This is a genomic window from Neorhizobium sp. 05N33 (assembly GCF_056397445.1).
Window position 1 is genome coordinate 486,401 of sequence record NZ_JBFTNK010000001.1, and the last position, 20,708, is coordinate 507,108.

The following is a 20,708-nucleotide window of genomic DNA, read 5'->3' on the forward strand; positions in this document are numbered from 1 at the left end:
CCTGTGCATCCGTAAACGTTTACGGTACTATGAACGCATCGATTTTTTTGTCAATACTGCTTCCGAAAACGATTACGGCCTTATACCGAACCCTCAAGAGGCTCCCTGTGACAGGCATCCGCCAACTTGCCGATTATCTGGATATTTCCATTGGCACCGTATCCCGCGCGCTCAATGGAAAGGCGGATGTGAATGCGGAAACCCGCAGGCGCGTGCTGGAGGCGGCGGAGAAGCTGGGATACGTCCCTAACCAGTCGGGCCGCTCGCTGCGCAAGGGCTCGACCGGCGTCGTGGGCTTCATGATGCAGACCGGGCCGGAAATCAACAGCCAGGGGGATGCCTTCTTCATGAGCGTTTTCGACGGGGTGCAGACTGTGCTTAGCCGACACAAGCTGGATCTCGTCGCCCTGCTCTGCTCTTCCAACGAAGATCCCTATGCCTATCTGCAACGCACCGTGGCGCGCGGCTTTGCCGATGCCATCATCCTCTCGGCCACCCGGCGCAACGATGCGCGGTTCGAACTGCTGCACCGGCACAACATTCCGTTCATCTCGCTTGGCCGCAGCCTGACCGATGTCGGCCAGCCCTTGATCGATCTGGACTTCGAGGGGATGGCGGAGGTCGCGATAGAACGGCTGGTCAAGGCGGGCCACAGAGATATCGGGATCATCTGGCCCCATGGCGATCTCAACCTGGGTTACGTGTTCGCCGATCGATGCCGCGAGGTGCTGGCAGACCATGGACTTACCCTTAACGAGGATCATATCTTCCGGGCAAAACCGAGCGAAGCGGGGGGCTATGCAGTAGCCCATGAGATCGCCTCCAGATCTCCACGCCCGTCGGCAATCGTACTGGTCAATGAGATCCTGGTTACAGGGCTCTACAAGGGGTTCGAGGACGCTGGCGTTAAGCCGGGCAAGGACATTGCGATCATCGGTCGCTACAGTCCCCAGGCTCAGTACCTCTCTCCGGCCCTGACCTGCTTTACGCTGTCTCTTCGTGATCTGGGGATCAGCCTGGCCGAGCATCTGCTGTCAGTCATACCCGACTATCAGTCCCATTACGTCGGACAGACATCCCGCGTGATCTGGCCTATGACGTTGATAGAGGGCACAAGCGGCTGAACGGCCTCAGTCTGCGCCGCTGTCTCCGGCCATTGCCGAACACCAAGTGCGTTCAGGCCGATTTCTGCCTACTCGTCGTCGGCAGATGCCAATGGCATCTTTTCGAGTTGAGAGAGCAGCGCCACCAGCTTCGGTGTCATCTCGCGGATTTCCACGATATGCGCTTCGCTTAGGCGGCCTAGCAGTTCCTCGGCCTTGTCCGTTAGCCGAACGGTCTGGCGCCGTCGATCCTCCTGATCCACCTGTCGCGCTGCGAGCCCTCCGTCAACAAGCCGGTTGATCAGTTCCGTCGCAGTATGAGGGGCGATGATGAGCCGTTCGGCGAGCATTCCGACCGTCATCGGTTTGCCGTTGCGATTGCCTTTTATCGCCAGAAGCGCCTGGTGCTGCTGGGGCGGCAATCCTTCTACCTGTGCGGCGGATGCACTGAAATCCATGAACTGCCGAAGCGCATAACGAAGGTCGGCGAGCGTTTCGTAGTCTACCTGCCTGAGCCTACTGAGCTTCTTCATCTGCTCTCCGTTTTCGTCAGCAGTCAAAGCATCCATGTCATGCGCTGCATCTTCTGGCGGTCCTGCAGGACCCGGAGCGCCTGCATCAATTCCGGCGCCATCTTCCGGATCTCGAATAGATGGGCACTTGCCAGTCGGTCAAGGGCATCTTCCGCCTTGGGCGTAAGACGAATAACGTGTTTGGCGCGACCCACCGTTGACGGCCCTGCCTCGACATAACCTTCGTCGATCAGTTGCTGAATAAGGTCATCCACCAGTCTACCGGTCATCAGGAGGCGCTCGGCCAGCATCCGCGCGGTCATCTGTCTGCCGCTCGGCAAGCCCTTTATCGCCAGCAGCGCCTGATGTTGCTGGGGCTTAAGACCGAGCTTATCCGCCTCTTGCGCGCTGAACTGCCGGAACCGGCGAATGCTATAACGCAAGTCGGCGAGTGCTTCGTAATCTCCCGCGGTGAGACGTTCCTGATGCTTCATAGCCATATGTGCTCCCGGATTTACGGCTTGATTTACATCGTATCACGATATATTCGACATGCTCAAGCCACGCCCGTTTCCGACCCGCCAAAGGAAAGCCATGTCGCAGCATCAACCCGGCAACCGACCGCACGACTTCACAGGAGGACTTTCGAGGCGCGAGGCAGGAGACTTCACCACCGACAAGCGCGTTCTCGTCCTGGTCGGGATGTCGATTGTCGTGGGCACCGGCGGCGCGTTCGCGGCATGGTGTCTTGTGAGCCTGATTGCGCTGGTCACCAACATCGTCTGGTTCGGCCATATCGGCATAGAACCGGCCTCGCTCGCAGGCGTGCCGCGGTCCCCATGGATCTTGCTGATTCCTCCCTTGGGAGGATTTGTCATCGGCCTGATGGCCCGCTTCGGGTCAGAGAAGATCCGCGGTCACGGCATTCCCGAGGCGATCGAGGCGATCCTTATCGGTGGCAGCCGGATGTCGCCTAAGGTCGCGGTGCTGAAGCCGCTGTCGTCGGCGATTTCGATCGGAACGGGTGGCCCGTTCGGCGCGGAAGGTCCGATCATCATGACGGGCGGAGCAATCGGATCGCTGTTCGCGCAATTCTTCCATATGAGCGCCGCCGAACGCAAGACGCTGCTGGTGGCGGGGGCAGCGGCTGGCATGACGGCTATTTTCGGTTCGCCGATTGCAGCGGTCATGCTCGCCGTCGAACTCCTTCTGTTTGAATGGAAACCTCGCAGCTTCATCCCCGTTGCCGTCGCAGCGTGCGTCTCGATATGCTGGCGGCCGATGTTGTTCGGCACGGGGCCGCTGTTCCCGACGCACTATGACATCGCTCTGCCATGGTGGGGCATTTTGGCCTGTGCCGCGATCGGCATCGTATCGGGTCTGCAATCCGGGCTGCTCACCACTCTGCTCTACAAGATCGAGGATCTCTTCGAAGAGCTTCCGATACACTGGATGTGGTGGCCGATGCTCGGCGGCATCGTGATTGGCGTCGGGGGGTTGATCGAACCTCGCAGCTTGGGCGTCGGCTACGACATTATCGACGGCCTGCTCAACAACAAGTTGCTCGCCTCGACCGTCCTGACCATCCTCGTGGTCAAGACCTGTATCTGGCTATTCGCGCTGTCTTCCGGGACCTCCGGCGGGGTCCTCGCCCCTCTCCTGATTTTCGGCGGCGCCCTTGGCTGGCTTGTCGGTCTGGTTATGCCGGGTCACGATCCTGGCTTCTGGGCCTTGCTGGGCATGGCGGCGATGATGGGCGGGACGATGCGCGCGCCGCTGACGGGCACGTTCTTCGCGGTCGAGATCACGGGGGATATAAACACCTTGGTGCCGCTTCTGGCAGCGACGGTGGTCGCCTATGCCGTGACGGTCCTGCTCCTGCGCCGTTCGATCCTGACCGAGAAGATTGCGCGACGGGGGCAACACATCACCCGCGAATACGGCATCGATCCGTTCGAATTCACAAGGGCCGGTGAGATCATGATCAAGGAGGTGGACACGCTGCCGGCGACAATGACGGTAAGGGACGCCTGTGACCTCTTTGCGTCTCCGCAAAAAACCCACCGCATTTACCCCGTGATCGACAGCGCCGGGCGCTTGGCGGGGGTTGTGTCCCGAGGCGACGTACTTGGCTGGCAGGGGAAAGCCGAACTGGCGGAGCAAACGCTTGCCGAACGGGTTTCGGACGCTTCGGTCCCGGTTTGCCATCCGGAAGACACGGTCGGTTTCGTCGCAGATGTAATGCTTTCGACCGATGCCGGACGGGTTCCGATCGTCGATCCCGTCAGCGGAAAATTGTGCGGGCTCGTTGCGCGAAAAGATCTTCTGCGCCTGAGAAGTTTGCTGCGAACCTCGGAATTCGAGCGACGGCCATATCTTTCGACGACGACGCGAGATCGCCCGAGCATGGCCAAAGACACCGGTGGTGGACAAGCCGCGCAACGAAAAGAAATTGATTGAACCGTTGGCCACTTCGGCCCGATCAATGCCGCGTTCGTGTACATGTCCGCTCGTGAATTTCTTGATATACATCGCCTCACGACATACATTCGATGGGTGAGGAGAACGCCACGTTTTAGCATCCTCCTCCTCCTCCCCGGCATCCATTGATGAGGAGCATAAGGTATGAGCGACCACAGGAATGTGCCCAGTGTTTTGCAACGAATGACTGAAGATGTTGAGGCCGGCTACGGCTCCACCGTCCTATCTTCGCCGACCGCAAAGATGGATTTCCTTCGTGCCCAACTTGCTCAGCGAGGTCTGGCTTCAGAACGCATGAGTTGGAGATTGCTTCTGCTCGAATGGCAATACGATCTCGCGGTTCTCTTCGGGAATCTCGGTGATTGGATAAGGTATATCGATCGGCGCTTCAAATCCGACTGACGTATAGAAGTCTTCGGCCTGATTTTCGAGCTTGCCATATCGATCTCAGCCCCGACGGAAACCGCGCGCGGATGCGGCGGATTTCGGCAATAGGCTGTTAAGCCTAAGGATATCGCGACACGCCTCTATAAGCTCTCCTTAATAGTCGATACGTATTGTAGGCCTGCGACAGATCAGCGGCGGAATGGTAGGCGATCTTCATTGGCGACAGCATTTCCCCTTCGGTTACACTCGTCTTCACTGCCCGCGGCTCCGGATGGAGATGCGGTTTCGATGGCAATTGCCCAAAACACCGCTCATCGACGGACGACAGTTCTTGTCATCGGCGCAGATGCAGCCAAGCTGGATCTCAGTCAGCTGCCGGTGGAAAACATTGAGATCTCGGTTGTCTCCCCATGCGACACCCTGGAGAACCTACAAACAGTCGTGGAGGCGTCACACCCTCACCTTATCCTGCTCGACATCACATTTGCAGATTTGTGCGGCGTCCAGACCTGCCGCAGCCTGAAGCTTAGTTCGGGGACATCTGAAATACCGGTGATCCTGGTCACTCCTGAGGGCGATATCGAAGGACGGATCGCCGGGTTTGAGGCGGGTGCGGTTGACTGTGTCTCAAGCATGATCGACAGCAGGGAACTTGGCGCGCGCGTGAATGCACAGCTGGCATCAAGCCGCGGCCGCAAGCAGATTCTTGGCCACGACCAACAGCTCCGCATCGCACTCGCCAGCATGAGCCAGGGGGTTTGCCTCTTCAACGCCGACGGCACGCTGGCGCTGTCCAACAGTCGCTACGCCGAGGTTTACGGCGTGGACCCAGCCATGATCCACCCTGGGCAGTCGCTCGAAGACATCCTAAAGCTGCGGAACGAAGTCGGCGCCGTCCCGACGATGTCCACGGAGGAATATCTCGCATGGGCGGAAGACACGAACGCCGCGGGGTCGTCGCAGGTCTGGGTAAAAGAACTTAGATCGGGCAAAGTCATCCGAGGCTGCCATCAGCGCACCGCCGACGGGGGATGGGTGTCGACGCATGAGGACGTTACCGAGGCGCGACTAGCCGAACAATCCCTTGCTCAGGCTCATGCCCAGGCCGAACACGCAGAGCAGGAGGCGCGGGCAGCGCATGCGCGCTTGCTGGCCGCCTTCGAAGTCGTTCCCGAAGGCTTGGCATTGTTCGATGAAGACGATCGATTTGTGATGTGGAATCGCCGCTACGAGCAGCTTTACGCCGATAGCGGCGCGCCCCTCGTCAAAGGCATGGGTTTCGAGGACAGACTTCGCAGCGGGCTGCAGCGTGGTCAGTATCCCGACGCGATCGGCCGTGAGGAAGAATGGCTGGCCGATCGGTTGGCCCGTCACGCAGAGCCGAAGAGTGCTCATGAGCAGCGCCTGCCGGGGAACCGCTGGGTGCGGATCGAGGAAAGACGCGTCTCGGGTGGCGGAAGCGTGGGGATTCGCGTCGACATCACCGATCTCAAGATGCGCGAGGCTTCCTTCCGGCTATTGTTCGAAGGAAACCCTTTGCCAATGTGGGTTCAAGACCGGGAGAGCCTCCAGTTTCTCGACGTCAACCAGGCGGCTCTTGATCATTACGGCTATGATCGTGACCTTTTTCTTTCGATGACACTCTTGGACATCCTTCCGCCGGAGGATTGGGAAAGAATGAGGGTCGCGGCCACCGCCGCAGAGCATGGCCGCGAAGCCAATCGGTCTCAGCGGCATCGGACCGCTCGCGGAGCCGAAATCGAGGTCTTTATCTACTCAAGCCAACTCGCCTTCGACAGTCGTCCGGCGTCGCTGATTGCCGCTGTCGACGTCACCGAGCGGAAACGGGCGGAACGGGCGCTGCTTCAGCACCGCGATGATCTCGAGGAAACAGTGCGCAGCAGAACCGCAGAAATCGCGCGCCAGGCTGCGGAACTCGAACGGATGCTTGATCAAGAGCGGCAGGTCAACGAGTTGCAGCGGCAATTCGTTTCGATGGCGTCTCACGAATTCCGGACGCCGCTTTCGATCATCGACGGCGCGGCGCAGCGTCTCGTCCGCCGCAAGAACGCGGTCACACCGGAGTTTATCGGTGAGAAGACGGAGCAGATCCGCGGCGCAGTTTCGCGAATGCTTGAGTTGATGGAAAGCATTCTGGCGGTCGGGCGCTTGGATCACGGTTATATCGATATCGTTCGCAAGCCATGCGCACTGGGCGACATCATCAGGACCTGCAGTGCGCGGCAAGAGAGCATACGCAAATCGCACCGGTTCCTGCTCGATCTGGAGCGGCTTCCCTCGACCATTTATGGCGACGGTGCGGCGCTGGAGCAAGTGTTCACCAATCTCTTCTCAAACGCCGTGAAATACGCGCCGGACTCTCCGAACGTCTATGTCACGGGGTGGCAGCAAAACGACTGTGTCCAGATTACCGTTCGCGACGAAGGCATCGGCATCGACGCGGATGACTTGCCGAAGATGTTTGGACGTTATTTCCGAGCGAGAAGTTCGTCCGGCATCGCTGGCACGGGTATCGGCCTGAACCTGGTGAAGCAGGTGGTCCAGTTGCATGGCGGCGAAATTCACGTCGACAGCGTGAAGGGCGAAGGAACGGTGTTTACAGTCAATCTGCCGATCGCGCGGCCCGAGCAGATGGAGGCGGACACGGCCGGGACGATCGACCGGACAAACCTGCCGATCGAGGCCCAGGCGTAAAAGTAAACTGGCGACCCGAGTCCGGTCGGCTCGCTAGCCCGTCTTGTCCCCAGTCATCTGCACCCTAGATCCGGCACATGGACGCCAAGCGAATTACAGGTTCTACCAAATCGGCAACAGCGTCTTCGCGGAAACCTCTGCCGAGGCTGAGTCCGGCCATAGTGGAACAGGTCGAGCGCCTTCTCGGCGGACGCACGCGGGATATCCGGCTCAATGGGGATCTGGCCCGGCTTTTTCGCGAACGTTCCTGGCCGCAGACTGCCAAGATCATCCGCGCGTGGATGATCTGGGTTATCGTGCTCGACGTCCTGACGTTGGGCCTCTACGCAATCCTGCTCCCGACCGAAACCGTGATGACGATGCTGTGGCCGGCATCCCTCCTTCCTCCCGCAGCTCTTGTCGCCGCGATGGTCTTCCTGCGACCGCACGCTTTATGGCTGCAGGGCGTTATCATTCTCTCGGCAGTCTTTCTCATCCTCCTGTCTGTCGCTTTGGTCGGTGTTCACGCGGGTGGCGAGTTCTACGAGCGCCATCTGACCATCATGCTTTTTGTGGCGGTCACCGCCGTCATTATATTTCCCATTCCGCTTGGTTGGGCGATGGCGATCAGTGCTTTTGCTCTCGGTATCTATTTTGTTTTTCAACTGCACAATCCGAACATCCAGGTGGGAAGTGCTCTCGCCGGAACGCTGTTTTTCGCGAGCGGTGTCGTAGCAACCATCGTTGCCCGACGCACCGCAACGATCCTCGCTCACAAGACCTTCCTGCTCGAGTTACGAGATCGAAGTCGCCTCGCGGAGCTAACTGACGCCAATTCCCAGCTGGAACTGCTGGCACGAACCGACCCGCTGACCGGCGTCGCCAACCGGCGTTCGATGATGGAGACGCTCCATCAGTTCTGGAATGCCGACCTTAGACAAACGAGCGGTGCGGCGATGCTGATGTGCGATGTCGACGACTTCAAACGCCTCAACGATAATCTCGGGCATGCCGAAGGCGATCGATGCCTTGTGAAAGTCGCCGGCATCATCCAAAGCAGTATGAGAGACGAGCGAGACCAGGTCGCCCGTTATGGAGGCGAGGAATTTCTCGTCTTCCTCCCGGGCGCCGACGAACAGGAGGCCAGGGTGATCGCCGAGAGAATCCGCAACAGAGTAGAAGCTGCGTCTCTTCCAAACCCCACCTCTCGCGTCGTTCCTTATGTCACCGTCAGCATTGGAGTGGCGATATTGATGCAAGATTGCGGGCTGGTGTCGGCGGAACATCTTCAGCGCCAGGCGGATGCGGCCCTCTACCTTGCCAAAAAGGCCGGCCGCAACTGCCTGGTGGTCCATTCTCCAGAGACCGGCCAGGCCTCCGATTGACCTGCCGGCTCCCCGTATCGGGTCTTCAAATCAAAGACCATGAAGGACGATTGGCGCCGCCCCGACGGAAGCCTGCGGTTCCGGATTTGGCTATGCCGGATCGAAGTCGATAACCGCGACTTCGTGATCCGCGATGGCCGGCACCTCGAAAACAAGCTCGGTGCCCTGCTTTATGGCCGGAACAGAGCGGCCGCTTACGGTCAGGCGGATGTTAGAGGATATTATTCTCGAGCCGATGCGCAGGCGGACCGTGATCGGACCAACGGGCAGAAGTTCGTCCTGTCGTCCCGGCATCTTGGCCATGATCAGGCGGTTGTTGAGATGCAGGATATAGCGACCTTGCTGCTCGTAAAGCGCCGGGCTTATGACACCGTGCCCACCTTCGAGCGACACCAGTTGCCGATCACGGAGAGCCCAACGAACAGCGTTGGCGATGATCGTCGCATGTTCCGGATGCTCGTCGCGGGCAAAACACCGGTCGAGATCGCCAACCAACCAGATCAGCTTGCTGCCGCTGGCCGGTTCGCGGAGCGTGATCATCGGCAGATCCGACCGGGGCTGGCGCATCCAGGAGGTTTCCGGCGGATAGATCGGGAATTCGGGAACGAAGGTCGCCAGGACCGCCACGTCATCATCGACGCCGACGACGGGAAGGAAGCCGCCGAACGGGATCGTGTCCGTTCCTTCCAGACCGCTTAACAGCGGATGACGTATTCCGACGGCAGCCGGTGCGGCGTTATCCATCGGGCCATAGAGGGCAGCCCGCAGTTCGGGGACAAGGCGGAGATAGGTATGTCTTGCGGCAACCTCGATATCCGGGTTGGCGAGCTCCTGTCCGCCCCGTGACCCGCTACCACGGTGCACGCCAAAAAGATCCGCCAGTGCAAAATCTCGCCTCTGATCGCCTGAAACATCATAGAGGCTGGTTTCCGACGTGGCGATTACCGAGCCACCCGCTTGCGCGAATGCCTTTACGGCGTTCACCTGATCGTCCGACATCGCGCCGAGATTGGGCAGAATGAGGACGCCGACGCGGCCGATCGCACCAGCCACGTCATCGGCGTGGATCGGCAAATAGGTGACCCCGGCGCGATCGAGGGCACGGATCGCTCCCCTGTAGGGGTTCATCGTGCGGTCGTTGGCTTTGTCCTGGCCGTGAAAGTCATGGTTGTCCTGCGACCACACCACGCCCACGTCGGCCAGCGGCCTGCGATTGAGAAGAATATCCTCATTGGCTTCATGCCAGGAGAAGATCGGCTCTGCGCTTTTGTACTGGCGCCGGTCTTCGTGGAGTGAGCCGATATGGTGCCACCACGGCTGGATGCCCCCGGCAAAGCCGGCCGACGACCATAACCTCACCTCTGCCGCGGGCATGCTTGCGAGCCGGAAGGCCGGGCTTCCGAGCTGGTATTGCGGCATGCTTTCCGGAATGAGCTTTTCCCAACCGCCCACTTCATGCAGCCGCTTGCCCGCTTCCGTATTGTCGGCAAACCCATCCACGGGATTGCGGCGCTGGTGGTCGAGCATGACGATTTCGGTGCGCGCGAGAATGGCTTTCAGATCGATGAAGCGCGAACTGTTGTTCAGCACGTCGCCGCTGATCATGCCCATCCACCGGCAATGTTTGCCGCCGGCTTTCATCGTGACGGAGTTGTTGAGTTCCCAGATGTCGGTGCGGCGCTGATAGTTCCAGCGCACCCATCGCCGATAACGCTCGTCGGACCAGTCTTGAGCAGACGGCAGATCGATGCCGGCATGGGCGCGGAACTGCTCTGCGCAATGCCGGCAATGACAGATGTTCTTGCGCGGAATGCCGGCCCAGCTGTTGTCGGCAAAACCGTCCGGATTGCTGTGTTCGATAATCTCCCGCATGACCTGCGGCAGATATTCCCAGTAATAGGGCGAATTGATGCAGGTGATGTATTTGTCCGCCTGACGATATGGCTTTCCGGTCGCGTCGACACAGATCCAATCCGGATGAGCGCGGTAAAAGTCTTCCGCAACCCGGTTCGAATCCATGCGGGCTATCACCTTCAGCCCCGCTTCCCGTGCATCCTTGACGATTTCGCCGTAGAGGTCCCTTTCCCCAAGCGTGTGAGCGCGATGATGAAGCGGGAAAGCGGAAGGATAATAGGCAACAATGCCGCCGGCATTGACGATCACGCCTTGGATGCGCGTGTTTTTCCAGTGGGCCCGCCACCAGGCGCCATCGTAGCGATCCGGATCGATCTCGACCAGGTTGGTCTGTCCCCAACGTGTTGTGGTTCTGTACCAGGGTTCTTCAGCCATTAAATATCCTCCCTTGGCCTGCCGGCTTCCTCTGCGATCAACCTCTTGTCTGCCGATCCGCGCGGCGCCTCCTCGACGCGATTGCTCAGATCATATCCGTCCACCCAACAGGTGTTTCGCGCGGCAAGGGTTCAGCGATCGTCGCCTGCAGTACGCGTCTGTTGGGGAGCGGCAGCATCGTCATCCCGCACCGGTTGCGCCCTGCGATCGGTGCTGGCTCGCTTGACGATGTCGAACCCGACGTCAACGATGCGCTCATCGTCCGGCTCGCCGTCCAGCTGTCGGCGCAGGGCAATCACCGCGTCGTGTCCGACGGTCCAGCGATGTGTTCTGACACTCGACATGGCGGGCGACGCCGCCTCCATGAAATCCTCGTCGTTGAACCCGGCGATGCCGAAATCATTCGGAACCGACAAACCGCGGGCCTGGCACTCGAAGAGAGCGCCAAGCGCCAGCACGTCGTTGTTGCAGAAAACCGCATCCATACGGGGCTCGCTGTTCCAAAGCTCGCTAAGCAGTTCCCGACCCATTGCGGGCGTCGAATATTGATGCTTGTCCCAACTGCCCCGCAGCGCCAGCGCACCAAGATCACCGGCTGCGTTCGTCAATCGCGGATCGAATATCCCGGCATCCTCGAGCGCTTCGACGTAACCCGACAGACGCCCCTTCGAACGGCTGTTCATCCAACCGCTGAGAAAACCGATACGGCGATATCCGACTTCGATGAGATGTTGGGTCATCGCCTTGGCGGCGTTGTGATGGGAAAATCCGATGATCTTGTTGACCGGATTGTCGGACAGATCCATGATCTGGATCACCGGGCAGTTGGCTTTTTCCAGCATCCGCCGGGAAGCGGCATTCTGGTCAATGCCCGAGACGATCAGGCCGGCCGGCTTGTGTCGGAGAAGTTCAGCCAGAAGTCGCTCCTCCTCGTCCAGATCGTAACGCGTGTTGCCGACCTGGATGTGTAGCCTCGTATGGCCTATCCCGTCATAGATGCCGCGCAGGACATCCGCGAAGATGTGCTGGGTCAGTGACGGAACGAGAACGCCGACCACATCGCTGCGGGTGGATGCCAGGGCCCTCGCATTGAGATTGGGAACATAGCCAAGCTCGCGGACGGCGGTATCGATCTTTTCCCGAAGCATATCGGACACCAGCGATGGATCACGCAGGGCCCGGGAGACCGTAATCGCTCCCACACCTGCCAGTGCGGCGACGTCGGCTATCGTGGGTCTACCGTCAGTCCGGCGTTTCGACATCTAAGGCTCCATCAAGTGAATGTCCGACGGCGTCGCATCTGCAGAGATGTTTGCCGCACGGCCATGTTTGCGATGGCCGGGATGTTATCCGCGTTGCCCGAGGTAATCCATTTGCCCTGCCGGACCTTTCGGCCTTTGTCTCCGCGCATGCTAAAAAATCGCTCTTCAGTGCTTGACGATCCGTCGATGGCAGCGCTACCATCGGATTGCATTGTTCGTCAACCGTCTTGTGCCGTGGAGGCGGAACAGGGTTCGGTACGCCCAGGGAGGGAGTGACATGGCAATATCTCGGCGCATGTTTATCGGCCGCACGGCTGCAACCATTGCTGGTGCAGGCATAGCGACCAGTTTGAGCGGCTCTGCTTTCGCACAGGCATCAGACACGCTGCGGCTGGCCTTTGCCGCCCGCGGCGTACGCACCATAGATCCGGCACGTTCGATTCAGGGCGCCGACGAATGGGCCATCATTCATATCTTCGACAAACTGGTCGAAGTGCCGCTCGGGCATTTCCCGACCAGCGTCGCCGAGGTCCAGCCAAGCCTTGCGACCAGCTGGTCGGTGACACCGGACGCCAAGAGCTGGACATTCCAGCTTCGCCAGGGCGTGAAATTCCACAAGGGCTACGGCAACCTGACGTCAGACGATGTGAAATTCACGTTCGATCGCCTGCGCAACGACAAGGCACTGGGCGGCAACCGCGTCCTGTTCGACAATATCGCGGACGTCAAGGTGGACGGTCCGGCGACAGTGATCTTCACCCTCAACCAGCCGGACCCGCTGTTCATCATGGGCCCGCTCAGCCATTATTCGTCGAGCATCATTTCCCGCAAGGCGCTTGAGGAAAAGGGGGCGTCGGCCTTCGAAAAGGATCCTGTCGGAACCGGGCCTTACCAGCTCGCCAGCGTCGAAAGCGATCCCTCACAGGGCGTGAAGCTGACCGTCAACAAGGACTATTTCGGAAACGCGCCGGCAACTCCCAATCTTCAGATCCGCTATATCGCCGATACCACGGCCCGGACGCTGGCCCTGTTGTCCGGCGACGTCCACATGATCGAAGGGGTGCGCGCGCCGGGCTGGGTGCCGTCGATCCAGCAGCGGAATGCCAAGCTGCATTTCGATGTGGCTTCACCGGGCAGCTTCTTCACAGTGTCCATGAACCTGACTGTCAAACCTTTCGACGATATCCGCGTTCGGCAGGCGATTGCCTATCTGATCAATCGCGACGAACTCGCGAGCGCCATGGCACCGGTCAGCCAGCGCACGTATGGCCTCAATCCGCCGTCGTTTCTCGGCGGTTTCACCGCCGATACCATACCGGCGGCCGTGCGCTACGACCACGATCCGAAAAAGGCCAAGCAACTGCTGGCCGAAGCAGGCTTTCCGAACGGGCTGTCTTTCAACGCCTATACCTCGCAGCGAGAAGACTATTCCTCGGTGATGCTGATCATCCAGGAACAGCTTCGCGCCGGCGGCGTGGAGATGAAGCTGGACATCAAGGACCACACGGCCTTCCATGCCGACCAGGCGAAGGGCACCAATACGATGTTCCAGCGCTCGGCAGCCTATCCTCCGGTCCCGACCCAGGCGATCATCGAGCAGCTGACAGCCGCCGCTGAGGTCAAATCCGACGGCTCGGGCGGTCCGAACTTCAGCCACTACGGCGTTGCCATTCCCGGCATCGACGACATGCTGAAGAAAGCGATGCAGGAGCCCAATCTCGAGAAGCGTGTGAAGCTGGTCCAGGAGATCGAGGTCAAGTTCCTGACCGACATGCCGCTCCTGCCGATCAGCGACAACGGTTATCTGGTCGTGCGCGCGGCCAATGTCGACCTCGGTTACGAACTCAAGTCGGGTTACGCCCACTGGCGTCTGACAAGAGCGAAAATCGGCTGATCGACGCCGCGTGACTTCCAAACGACGACGCCGGCCGGGAACCCTTCCCGGTTGGTCCGACCATGGCCAGTTCAAGACATTCGTTTGCCGGGACGGCGAAGGCCGCGGAGCGCAGGCAATCGCCGCCGCATGCAACGACGAATGGTTTCATATTTCTAAGGATGACGTTATGACTGCACCGACTTCGGTCACCATTGTTCTGCCAGATGCGGATGACGCCGCGTTTCATCCGGTCCGTTGGGCAGCGACCGAACTGCAGGCAGCCCTTGCCCGCCGCAATGTGCAGGCTCAAATCGCAAGCGCCGCACAATCGGGAACGAGCATCACCGTCTCCGGAGCTGGTCTCCCCGGGAACACCGACATGGCGGTCGACCTGCCGGAGACACCGGAGAGCTTCGTTCTTACCCGGCAAGGTGATTGCATCTCGGCCTGGGGCTCCGACATCCGCGGACTGGTCTTCGCTTTGACCGAACTCGCCGACCGTGTGCAGTTTGCGTCCGGAGTGGATCTCTTCGAGGGAACCTACCCCCTTGTCGAGCGGCCATCCGCCCGCGTGCGCAGCATGAGCCGGATGTTTTGCAGCGAACAGGAAGACAAGGTCTGGTTTTACGACCGCCAGCAGTGGCGCGATTATCTCTCGATGCTCGCGACAAATCGTTTCAACCGTTTCTCGCTCGCGCTCGGCTTCGGATACAACTACCCTTATCACAACCCCTGGATCACCGACGTCTACTTCTATTTCCCCTATCCATATCTGCTCGACCTTCCAGGCCATGACGTGAAGGTGGTGGAGCTGCCGGAGGACGAGCGCGAGCGGAACCTCGACATGCTCAAATTCATCGGCCGGGAAGCCGCCAGGCGCGGCCTTGAATTCCAGCTTGCGCTGTGGACCCAGCGATATGATTTCGATGACGTACCACGCGCCAACTATACCGTCCGCGGCGTCACCAAAGACAATCTCGCACCCTATTGCCGCGACGCGATCACCACGCTTCTGAAGGAAGTACCGGAAATCACCGGCCTTACTTTCCGGGTGCATGTGGAGGGTGGCATCGCCGAGGGCGAATACGGTTTTTGGGAGGACGCGTTCGCCGGCGTTGCGGCTGCCGGCCGGCCCGTCGAAATCGACATGCACGGCAAGGGTCTCGACCACAAGATGATCGGGATTGCCCGTGACAGCGGCATGCCAATCGCCGCCTCGCCAAAATATCTCGCGGAGCATATGGGACCGCCCTACCACCAATCGGCAATCCGCGAGAAGGAATACCCGCCGGAGGTTGCTCGCAGCGAACGGGAGCAACTGAGCGAGGGGTCGCGAAAATTCCTGCGTTACTCCTATGGCGATCTGCTGACGGCCGACAAGGACTACAAGGTCATCTACCGCATCTGGCCGGGCACGCAGCGCGTGCTCCTGTGGGGAGATCCCGAATTTGCAGCCGGTTACGGCCGCAGCTCGATGTTTGCCGGGTCGGACGGCGTGGAATGGTGCGAGCCGCTGGGCTTCAAGGGCCGCATGGGGACAGGCATTCCGGGCGGACGCTTCAACTACCAGAAACAGGGCTATGCCACGCGGTACGATTGGCAGAAATACGACTATCAATATCGGGTCTGGGGTCGGTTGCTCTACAACCCCGATGCGCCGCGCGAAAGCTGGATGCGTTATCTCCAGCAGGTCTGCGGCGATGCCGCCGAGGAATGCGAAAAAGGCATGTCCTGGGCAAGCCGTGTTCTGCCGCTGGTCACTCTCGCGCATGGGCCATCCGCCTCGAACAACCACTACTGGCCGGAGGTCTACACCAACCTTGCGCTCGTCGAAGGCTCCGGTCGACGCGCCTATGGCTTCGACATGGAAGGTCCGGTTCGGTTCGGCAATGCACCGACATTCGATCCAACGCTGTTTGCCAATGCCCGTGAATATGCCGAATTGCTGCTCGCCGGAGAACCGTCGCATCGCTTTACGCCGCTGGATGTCGCCGATTGGCTGGACGAGATGGCAAATGGCTGCGAAAGCGAAGTCCTGAAGGCCAACAGCACATCCAGCTTCGGCAGGATTGCCGTCCAGAGAATGCTCGTCGATATCCGGATCTGCGCCGGACTGGCGCGGTTTTTTGCAGAACGCTTCCGGGCAGCATGCTGGGCTGAACTGTTCGTCGCCACCAAGGTCACGCCGTTGATGGACCGCGTTATCGACCATGCAAGACGTTCACTGATGGCATGGGAAAAGATCGCCGATATCTCGCGCGATCTTTACGCCGATGACCTTACCTATGGTCCGCAATCATGGCTGCGTGGATCCTGGCATTCGAGGTTGCCGGAAATGCAGGCGGAAGTGGCCGATCTGGAGTCGCTCCGCGGCGGCGGTTGCTATGAGAGCGTTGAGGCGAGCCCGAAGGCCGCAGCGGCAATCGCCGCGCTGGAAGCACGTTTTCCGGTTCTGTCCCGCCCCTCCGGCGTGACCGGTGCGCCGACCTTCAAGCCGGGCGCCGATTTCGAAGTCCGGTTCGATGGAAAGGCGGAAAGTGAACCGACACTACACTACCGTCGCATCAACCAGGCAGAACGGTGGAAGTCGCTTCCGATGAAGGACAAGTCCGGAGGTTTTGCCGCCACGGTGCCGGGCACCTACACGCAGTCGCGATATCATCTGCAATATTTCGTCAGCTTTCGGCAAAATGGGCGCTCTTGTCTGTCGCCGGGATTGCAGCCGAACCTGTCCAACGAGCCTTATTTCACGTCGTTACAAAATTGAGGCTGGCTGTCGGCGGTTTGCTGCGTGAAAATAGCGTGTTCCGGAATGCGAGGAGGCAGGATCGGAACCGCGACCAGGGAGGAGGAACACACCATGGCGCGATATTTGCTGCTGAGACTGGCCGATGCCATTCCCACGGTTCTGCTTGTGCTGACGCTCGTCTTCATCGCCATGCGCATCTTGCCCGGCGACCCGGCGATCGCGGCCCTGGGGGACATGGCAACACCCGAACAGCTGGAAATCTTCCGCGAGCGGATGGGGCTCAACGCCCCGCTGTGGATGCAATATTTCAGCTTCCTGTGGGGGATGCTGACGCTCGACTTCGGCACGTCGTTGATGAACAACCAGTCGGTGCTCAGGCTGATTGCCTATAACCTGCCCTACACGATCGAGCTGACGATCGTCGCCATGATCATGGGGGTCGGCGTCGGGATTCCACTCGGCGTGCTGGCCGCGACACACAGGAACAAGGCACCGGACGCCGCCGTTCGCGGATTCTCGCTACTGGGCTACGCCGTCCCGGACTTTTACCTCGGCGCCCTGCTGCTGATCACCTTTTCGCTGAACATGGGGTTATTTCCGATCAATGGCGGCGGCGAAGGTTTTGTCGACCGCATGCATCACGTCTTCCTGCCGGCCTTAACGCTTGCCATGGTCAAGGCCGCGTTCATCGGACGACTGACGCGAACCTCTCTGCTGGAGGTGTTCGGCAAGGACTATATTCGCACCGCACGTGCCAAGGGCGCACGGGAACGCCGGGTCATCTACCGGCACGGCCTGCGCAATGCGATGCTTCCGCTCACCACAGGTATCGGCCTCAGCATGCTTGCGACCCTGTCCGGGTCGGTCGCGATCGAACTGGTTTTCAACCGGCCGGGGATCGGCAAGCTGCTCATCAGCGCTATTGCTGAACGTGACTACGCGGTCATCCAGGGCGGTGTTGTGATTTTCGCGCTGTTTGTCGTGCTCATCAACCTCCTGATGGATCTCGTTTACATCGTCGTCGATCCCAGAATCCGGGTGCAGTAAATGGTCGTCACCACCGAAAACTCCCAGCGCTCCTCACCCTTGCTTGCCCCGGAACCGAAGCCGCTCAGCCAGATCGGCTATACGCTGTTCTCGCGCCCCTCGACCATCATAGCGTTCGTGATCGTGCTGATCTTTATTGTAGTGGCGATCTTCGCGCCGCTCCTCGCACCATACGATCCGCTTGCCCAGAGCATCCTCAAGATCAACCGGCTCCCCTCTGCCAGCAACTGGCTCGGCACCGACCAGTTCGGACGCGACGTGCTCTCGAGAATGATCCACGGCTCCCGCAATTCGTTGATTTTCGGCCTGATTTCTCCGGTACTGGCGGCGATCTGCGGGACTGTCCTCGGCGTCGTCGCAGGGTATTTCGGCGGCATAATCGATCGGGTGATCTCGCGCCTGATCGACCTGCTGCTGGCTTTCCCCGAACTGCTGCTCGCCATCATGATTGCGGCGGTGCTGGGTGGCGGCTTCTGGAACGTCATAGCAGTCATCACCGTCGCCTTCATTCCCGGCTTCGCCCGCGTGGCCCGCGCTTCGACGCTCGCGGTCAAGCAGGAGCCCTATATCGAGGCGGCCACTGCAATCGGCCTGCGGACGCCGGTCATCATCTTCCGTCACGTCATTCCCAATATCGCAGCACCGATCGTGGTCCTGATGACACTCTGGGTCGCCTCCGCGATCCGCCTTGAGGCGTCGCTGAGCTTCCTTGGCATCGGCACCCAACCGCCGAACCCGAGCTGGGGCAATATCATCCGCGACGGCCTCAACAATCTCTTCGGTTCGCCATGGCCGATCATCGGCGCCGGCTTCGCTATCACCTGCGTCGTCCTCTCGTTCAACCTTCTGGGCGACGTTGTGCGAGACGTGCTCGATCCGGAGATCTCCGAATGACGGTGCCCCTCCTGAAGGTCGACAATCTTGCCGTCGAATTCGGCCCGAAGGCCAACCCGATCCGGGTGGTCGATGGCGTGAGTTTCGAAATCCCACCCGGAGGGGCGGTCGGAATCGTCGGGGAATCCGGATCCGGCAAGTCGATCACCTCGCTCTCCATCCTGCGGCTGATCTCCGAACCGCCGGGACGCATCGTGCAAGGCCGTATCGAATTCAACGGGGTCAACCTGCTCGACCTCCCGCGCTCGAAAATGCCCGAAATCCGCGGTCGGGACATCGCGATGATCTTCCAGGAGCCGATGAGTTCGCTGAACCCGGTCATGAAGATCGGCGACCAGATCGGCGAGGCGGTCATGCTCCACGAAGCAATGACCAGCGAGCAAAGGCGCGCGCGTGTCATCGAAATGCTGGGACTGGTCGGCATACCGGATCCGGCCGGGCGGGTGGATTCCTATCCGCATCAGTTCTCCGGCGGAATGCGTCAACGCGTGATGATCGCCATGGCATTGGCCTGCAATCCGAAACTACTGATCGCCGACGAACCGACGACGGCGCTCGACGTCACCATCCAGGCACAGGTTCTCGACCTGATGCACAAGCTGCGTCGCACGCTGAACACCGCGGTGCTGCTGATTTCGCACGATCTCGGCGTTATTGCGGATGTCTGCGAGCGGGTGGTGGTGATGTATGCCGGCAGGGTTGTCGAGGAAGCGGATGTCCTTTCGATTTTCCGCACGCCCAGTCACCCCTATACGCGGGGATTGTTGCAATCGATCCCGCGGCTCGACGACGACCGCGATCGTCTCTACCAGATCCCGGGATCGGTGCCGCTGGCCGGATCGATCAAGACAGGCTGTCCTTTCTACGAGCGATGTTCCTTGCGCATTGAAAAATGCGCAAGGGAAATGCCGCCGATGTTCTCCTTCGGACCGGACCAACGGGCGGCATGCTGGGTGACCGCCGGACAGGCGGATGCAAAAAAGAAGGAGGCATCCCTGCAATGACCGATCCCATCCTTCGCGTCGAAGACCTCGGCAAGACGTTCGGTTCCGGCCTCGGCTTCAGCCTCGGGAAGCGGGCCGACGAGGTGCGTGCCGTCGACGGCTGTTCCTTCTCGGTCAATCACAGCGAAACGCTGGCGCTTGTCGGCGAATCCGGTTGCGGGAAATCCACCCTCGGCCGCCTTCTGCTGCGGCTGATCGATCCCACAGCCGGCAGGGTCCATTTCGACAATACCGAGCTGACCGGGCTGGCGCCCGCACAGATGCGCGACATGCGCCGCCACCTGCAGATGATCTTTCAGGACCCTTACGGCTCGCTCAGCCCCCGTCGCACGGTGGCCCAGATCATTGCCGAGCCGCTGGATGTGTTCGGCCTGGTCAGGTCCCGGCGCGACCGGCGGGAACGCGTTGCAGACCTGATGAACCAGGTGGGGCTTTCCCCGAGCTTCATGGACCGCAACCCGCGGCAGTTTTCCGGCGGCCAGCGCCAGCGCATCGGCATGGCGCGCGCCATCGCGGTCGATCCGAAATTCATCGTGGCCGACGAACCCGTCTCCGCTCTCGATGTCTCCGTCCAGGCGCAGATCATCAACCTGATGCAGGACCTTCAAAGGAAGAAGAACTTCTCCTTCCTGTTCATCGCCCATGACCTTGCTGTCGTTCGCCACATCGCCGATCGCGTGGCGGTCATGTATCTTGGCCGGATCGTCGAGATCGGGCCGAAGAAACAGATCTACGGGATGCCGCAGCATCCCTATACGCAGGCGCTGTTATCGGCAGCGCCTGAACCGGATCCCGAACGCAAGGGCAAGCGCATCATTCTGGAAGGCGACGTCCCGAGCCCCAAACGCGTTCCGCCAGGCTGCAGTTTCCATACCCGTTGCCCGATCCGCCAGGAGATCTGCAGCATCGAGCGACCGCCGCTGCGCGAAGTCGCACCAGGCCAATTGGCGGCCTGTCATTTCGCAAAGCCGTTTCCCATCCCGCTCACCAGGCCGTCTCCGGCCATCCCGGCCTGACGGCGCGTT

General features: G+C 60.2%; 15 protein-coding genes. 11 read left to right on the forward strand and 4 right to left on the reverse strand.

The features are described from left to right. The first annotated feature begins 107 nt into the window (after positions 1-107). Positions 108-1,124, forward strand: a complete 1,017-nt coding sequence (locus tag AC1DLT_RS02370; protein WP_477485766.1) for a LacI family DNA-binding transcriptional regulator — start codon at positions 108-110, stop codon at positions 1,122-1,124. Positions 1,125-1,192: 68 nt separating this feature from the next. On the opposite strand, the gene AC1DLT_RS02375 is transcribed toward AC1DLT_RS02370, so the two are convergent. Beyond that, positions 1,193-1,636, reverse strand: a complete 444-nt coding sequence (locus AC1DLT_RS02375) for a MarR family winged helix-turn-helix transcriptional regulator (RefSeq protein ID WP_040125877.1) — start codon at positions 1,634-1,636, stop codon at positions 1,193-1,195. A gap of 23 nt (positions 1,637-1,659) precedes the next feature. Further along, positions 1,660-2,115, reverse strand: coding sequence for a MarR family transcriptional regulator (locus tag AC1DLT_RS02380; protein WP_477485767.1), 456 nt, complete (start codon positions 2,113-2,115; stop codon positions 1,660-1,662). A gap of 94 nt (positions 2,116-2,209) precedes the next feature. On the opposite strand from AC1DLT_RS02380, the gene AC1DLT_RS02385 reads away from it, so the two are divergent. The 4 genes from AC1DLT_RS02385 (at position 2,210) to AC1DLT_RS02400 (ending at position 8,562) form a co-directional block, all read left to right on the forward strand. Next, positions 2,210-4,075 carry a chloride channel protein gene (locus AC1DLT_RS02385; RefSeq protein WP_477485768.1) on the forward strand — a complete coding sequence of 622 codons (1,866 nt, stop codon included), beginning with the start codon at positions 2,210-2,212 and terminating at the stop codon, positions 4,073-4,075. Positions 4,076-4,240: 165 nt separating this feature from the next. Further along, complete coding sequence (locus AC1DLT_RS02390; RefSeq protein WP_247135151.1) at positions 4,241-4,498, forward strand: hypothetical protein; 258 nt, start codon at positions 4,241-4,243, stop codon at positions 4,496-4,498. A 273-nt stretch (positions 4,499-4,771) separates the two neighbouring features. Further along, complete coding sequence (locus AC1DLT_RS02395; protein WP_477485769.1) at positions 4,772-7,198, forward strand: PAS-domain containing protein; 2,427 nt, start codon at positions 4,772-4,774, stop codon at positions 7,196-7,198. A 146-nt stretch (positions 7,199-7,344) separates the two neighbouring features. After that, entirely contained in the window at positions 7,345-8,562 is a 1,218-nt protein-coding gene (locus AC1DLT_RS02400; RefSeq protein WP_477485989.1) for a GGDEF domain-containing protein, read from the forward strand. Positions 8,563-8,652: 90 nt separating this feature from the next. On the opposite strand, the gene AC1DLT_RS02405 is transcribed toward AC1DLT_RS02400, so the two are convergent. Both AC1DLT_RS02405 and AC1DLT_RS02410 read right to left on the reverse strand, forming a co-directional pair. Further along, a complete protein-coding gene (locus AC1DLT_RS02405; RefSeq protein ID WP_477485770.1) occupies positions 8,653-10,851 on the reverse strand; it encodes an alpha-amylase family protein in 2,199 nt (732 codons plus the stop codon). 131 nt (positions 10,852-10,982) lie between these two features. Next, positions 10,983-12,113: a LacI family DNA-binding transcriptional regulator gene (locus tag AC1DLT_RS02410; protein WP_247032645.1), complete on the reverse strand. Its 1,131-nt coding sequence runs from the start codon at positions 12,111-12,113 to the stop codon at positions 10,983-10,985. A 277-nt stretch (positions 12,114-12,390) separates the two neighbouring features. Here AC1DLT_RS02410 and AC1DLT_RS02415 point away from each other — a divergent pair, with 277 nt between their 5' ends. The 6 genes from AC1DLT_RS02415 (at position 12,391) to AC1DLT_RS02440 (ending at position 20,699) form a co-directional block, all read left to right on the forward strand. After that, complete coding sequence (locus AC1DLT_RS02415) at positions 12,391-14,007, forward strand: ABC transporter substrate-binding protein (RefSeq protein WP_477485771.1); 1,617 nt, start codon at positions 12,391-12,393, stop codon at positions 14,005-14,007. Between the two features lie 169 nt (positions 14,008-14,176). Then, positions 14,177-16,756, forward strand: coding sequence for a hypothetical protein (locus tag AC1DLT_RS02420; RefSeq protein ID WP_247032649.1), 2,580 nt, complete (start codon positions 14,177-14,179; stop codon positions 16,754-16,756). A 93-nt stretch (positions 16,757-16,849) separates the two neighbouring features. Then, entirely contained in the window at positions 16,850-17,785 is a 936-nt protein-coding gene (locus AC1DLT_RS02425; protein ID WP_040125405.1) for an ABC transporter permease, read from the forward strand. Continuing rightward, positions 17,786-18,679, forward strand: coding sequence for an ABC transporter permease (locus AC1DLT_RS02430; RefSeq protein ID WP_477485772.1), 894 nt, complete (start codon positions 17,786-17,788; stop codon positions 18,677-18,679). It begins immediately after the preceding gene. Next, complete coding sequence (locus tag AC1DLT_RS02435) at positions 18,676-19,683, forward strand: ABC transporter ATP-binding protein (RefSeq protein WP_258719124.1); 1,008 nt, start codon at positions 18,676-18,678, stop codon at positions 19,681-19,683. The genes AC1DLT_RS02430 and AC1DLT_RS02435 overlap by 4 nt, the downstream gene beginning before the upstream one ends. Further along, entirely contained in the window at positions 19,680-20,699 is a 1,020-nt protein-coding gene (locus tag AC1DLT_RS02440) for an ABC transporter ATP-binding protein (RefSeq protein WP_247032662.1), read from the forward strand. Before AC1DLT_RS02435 ends, AC1DLT_RS02440 begins: the two co-directional genes overlap by 4 nt. Positions 20,700-20,708: the final 9 nt, after the last annotated feature.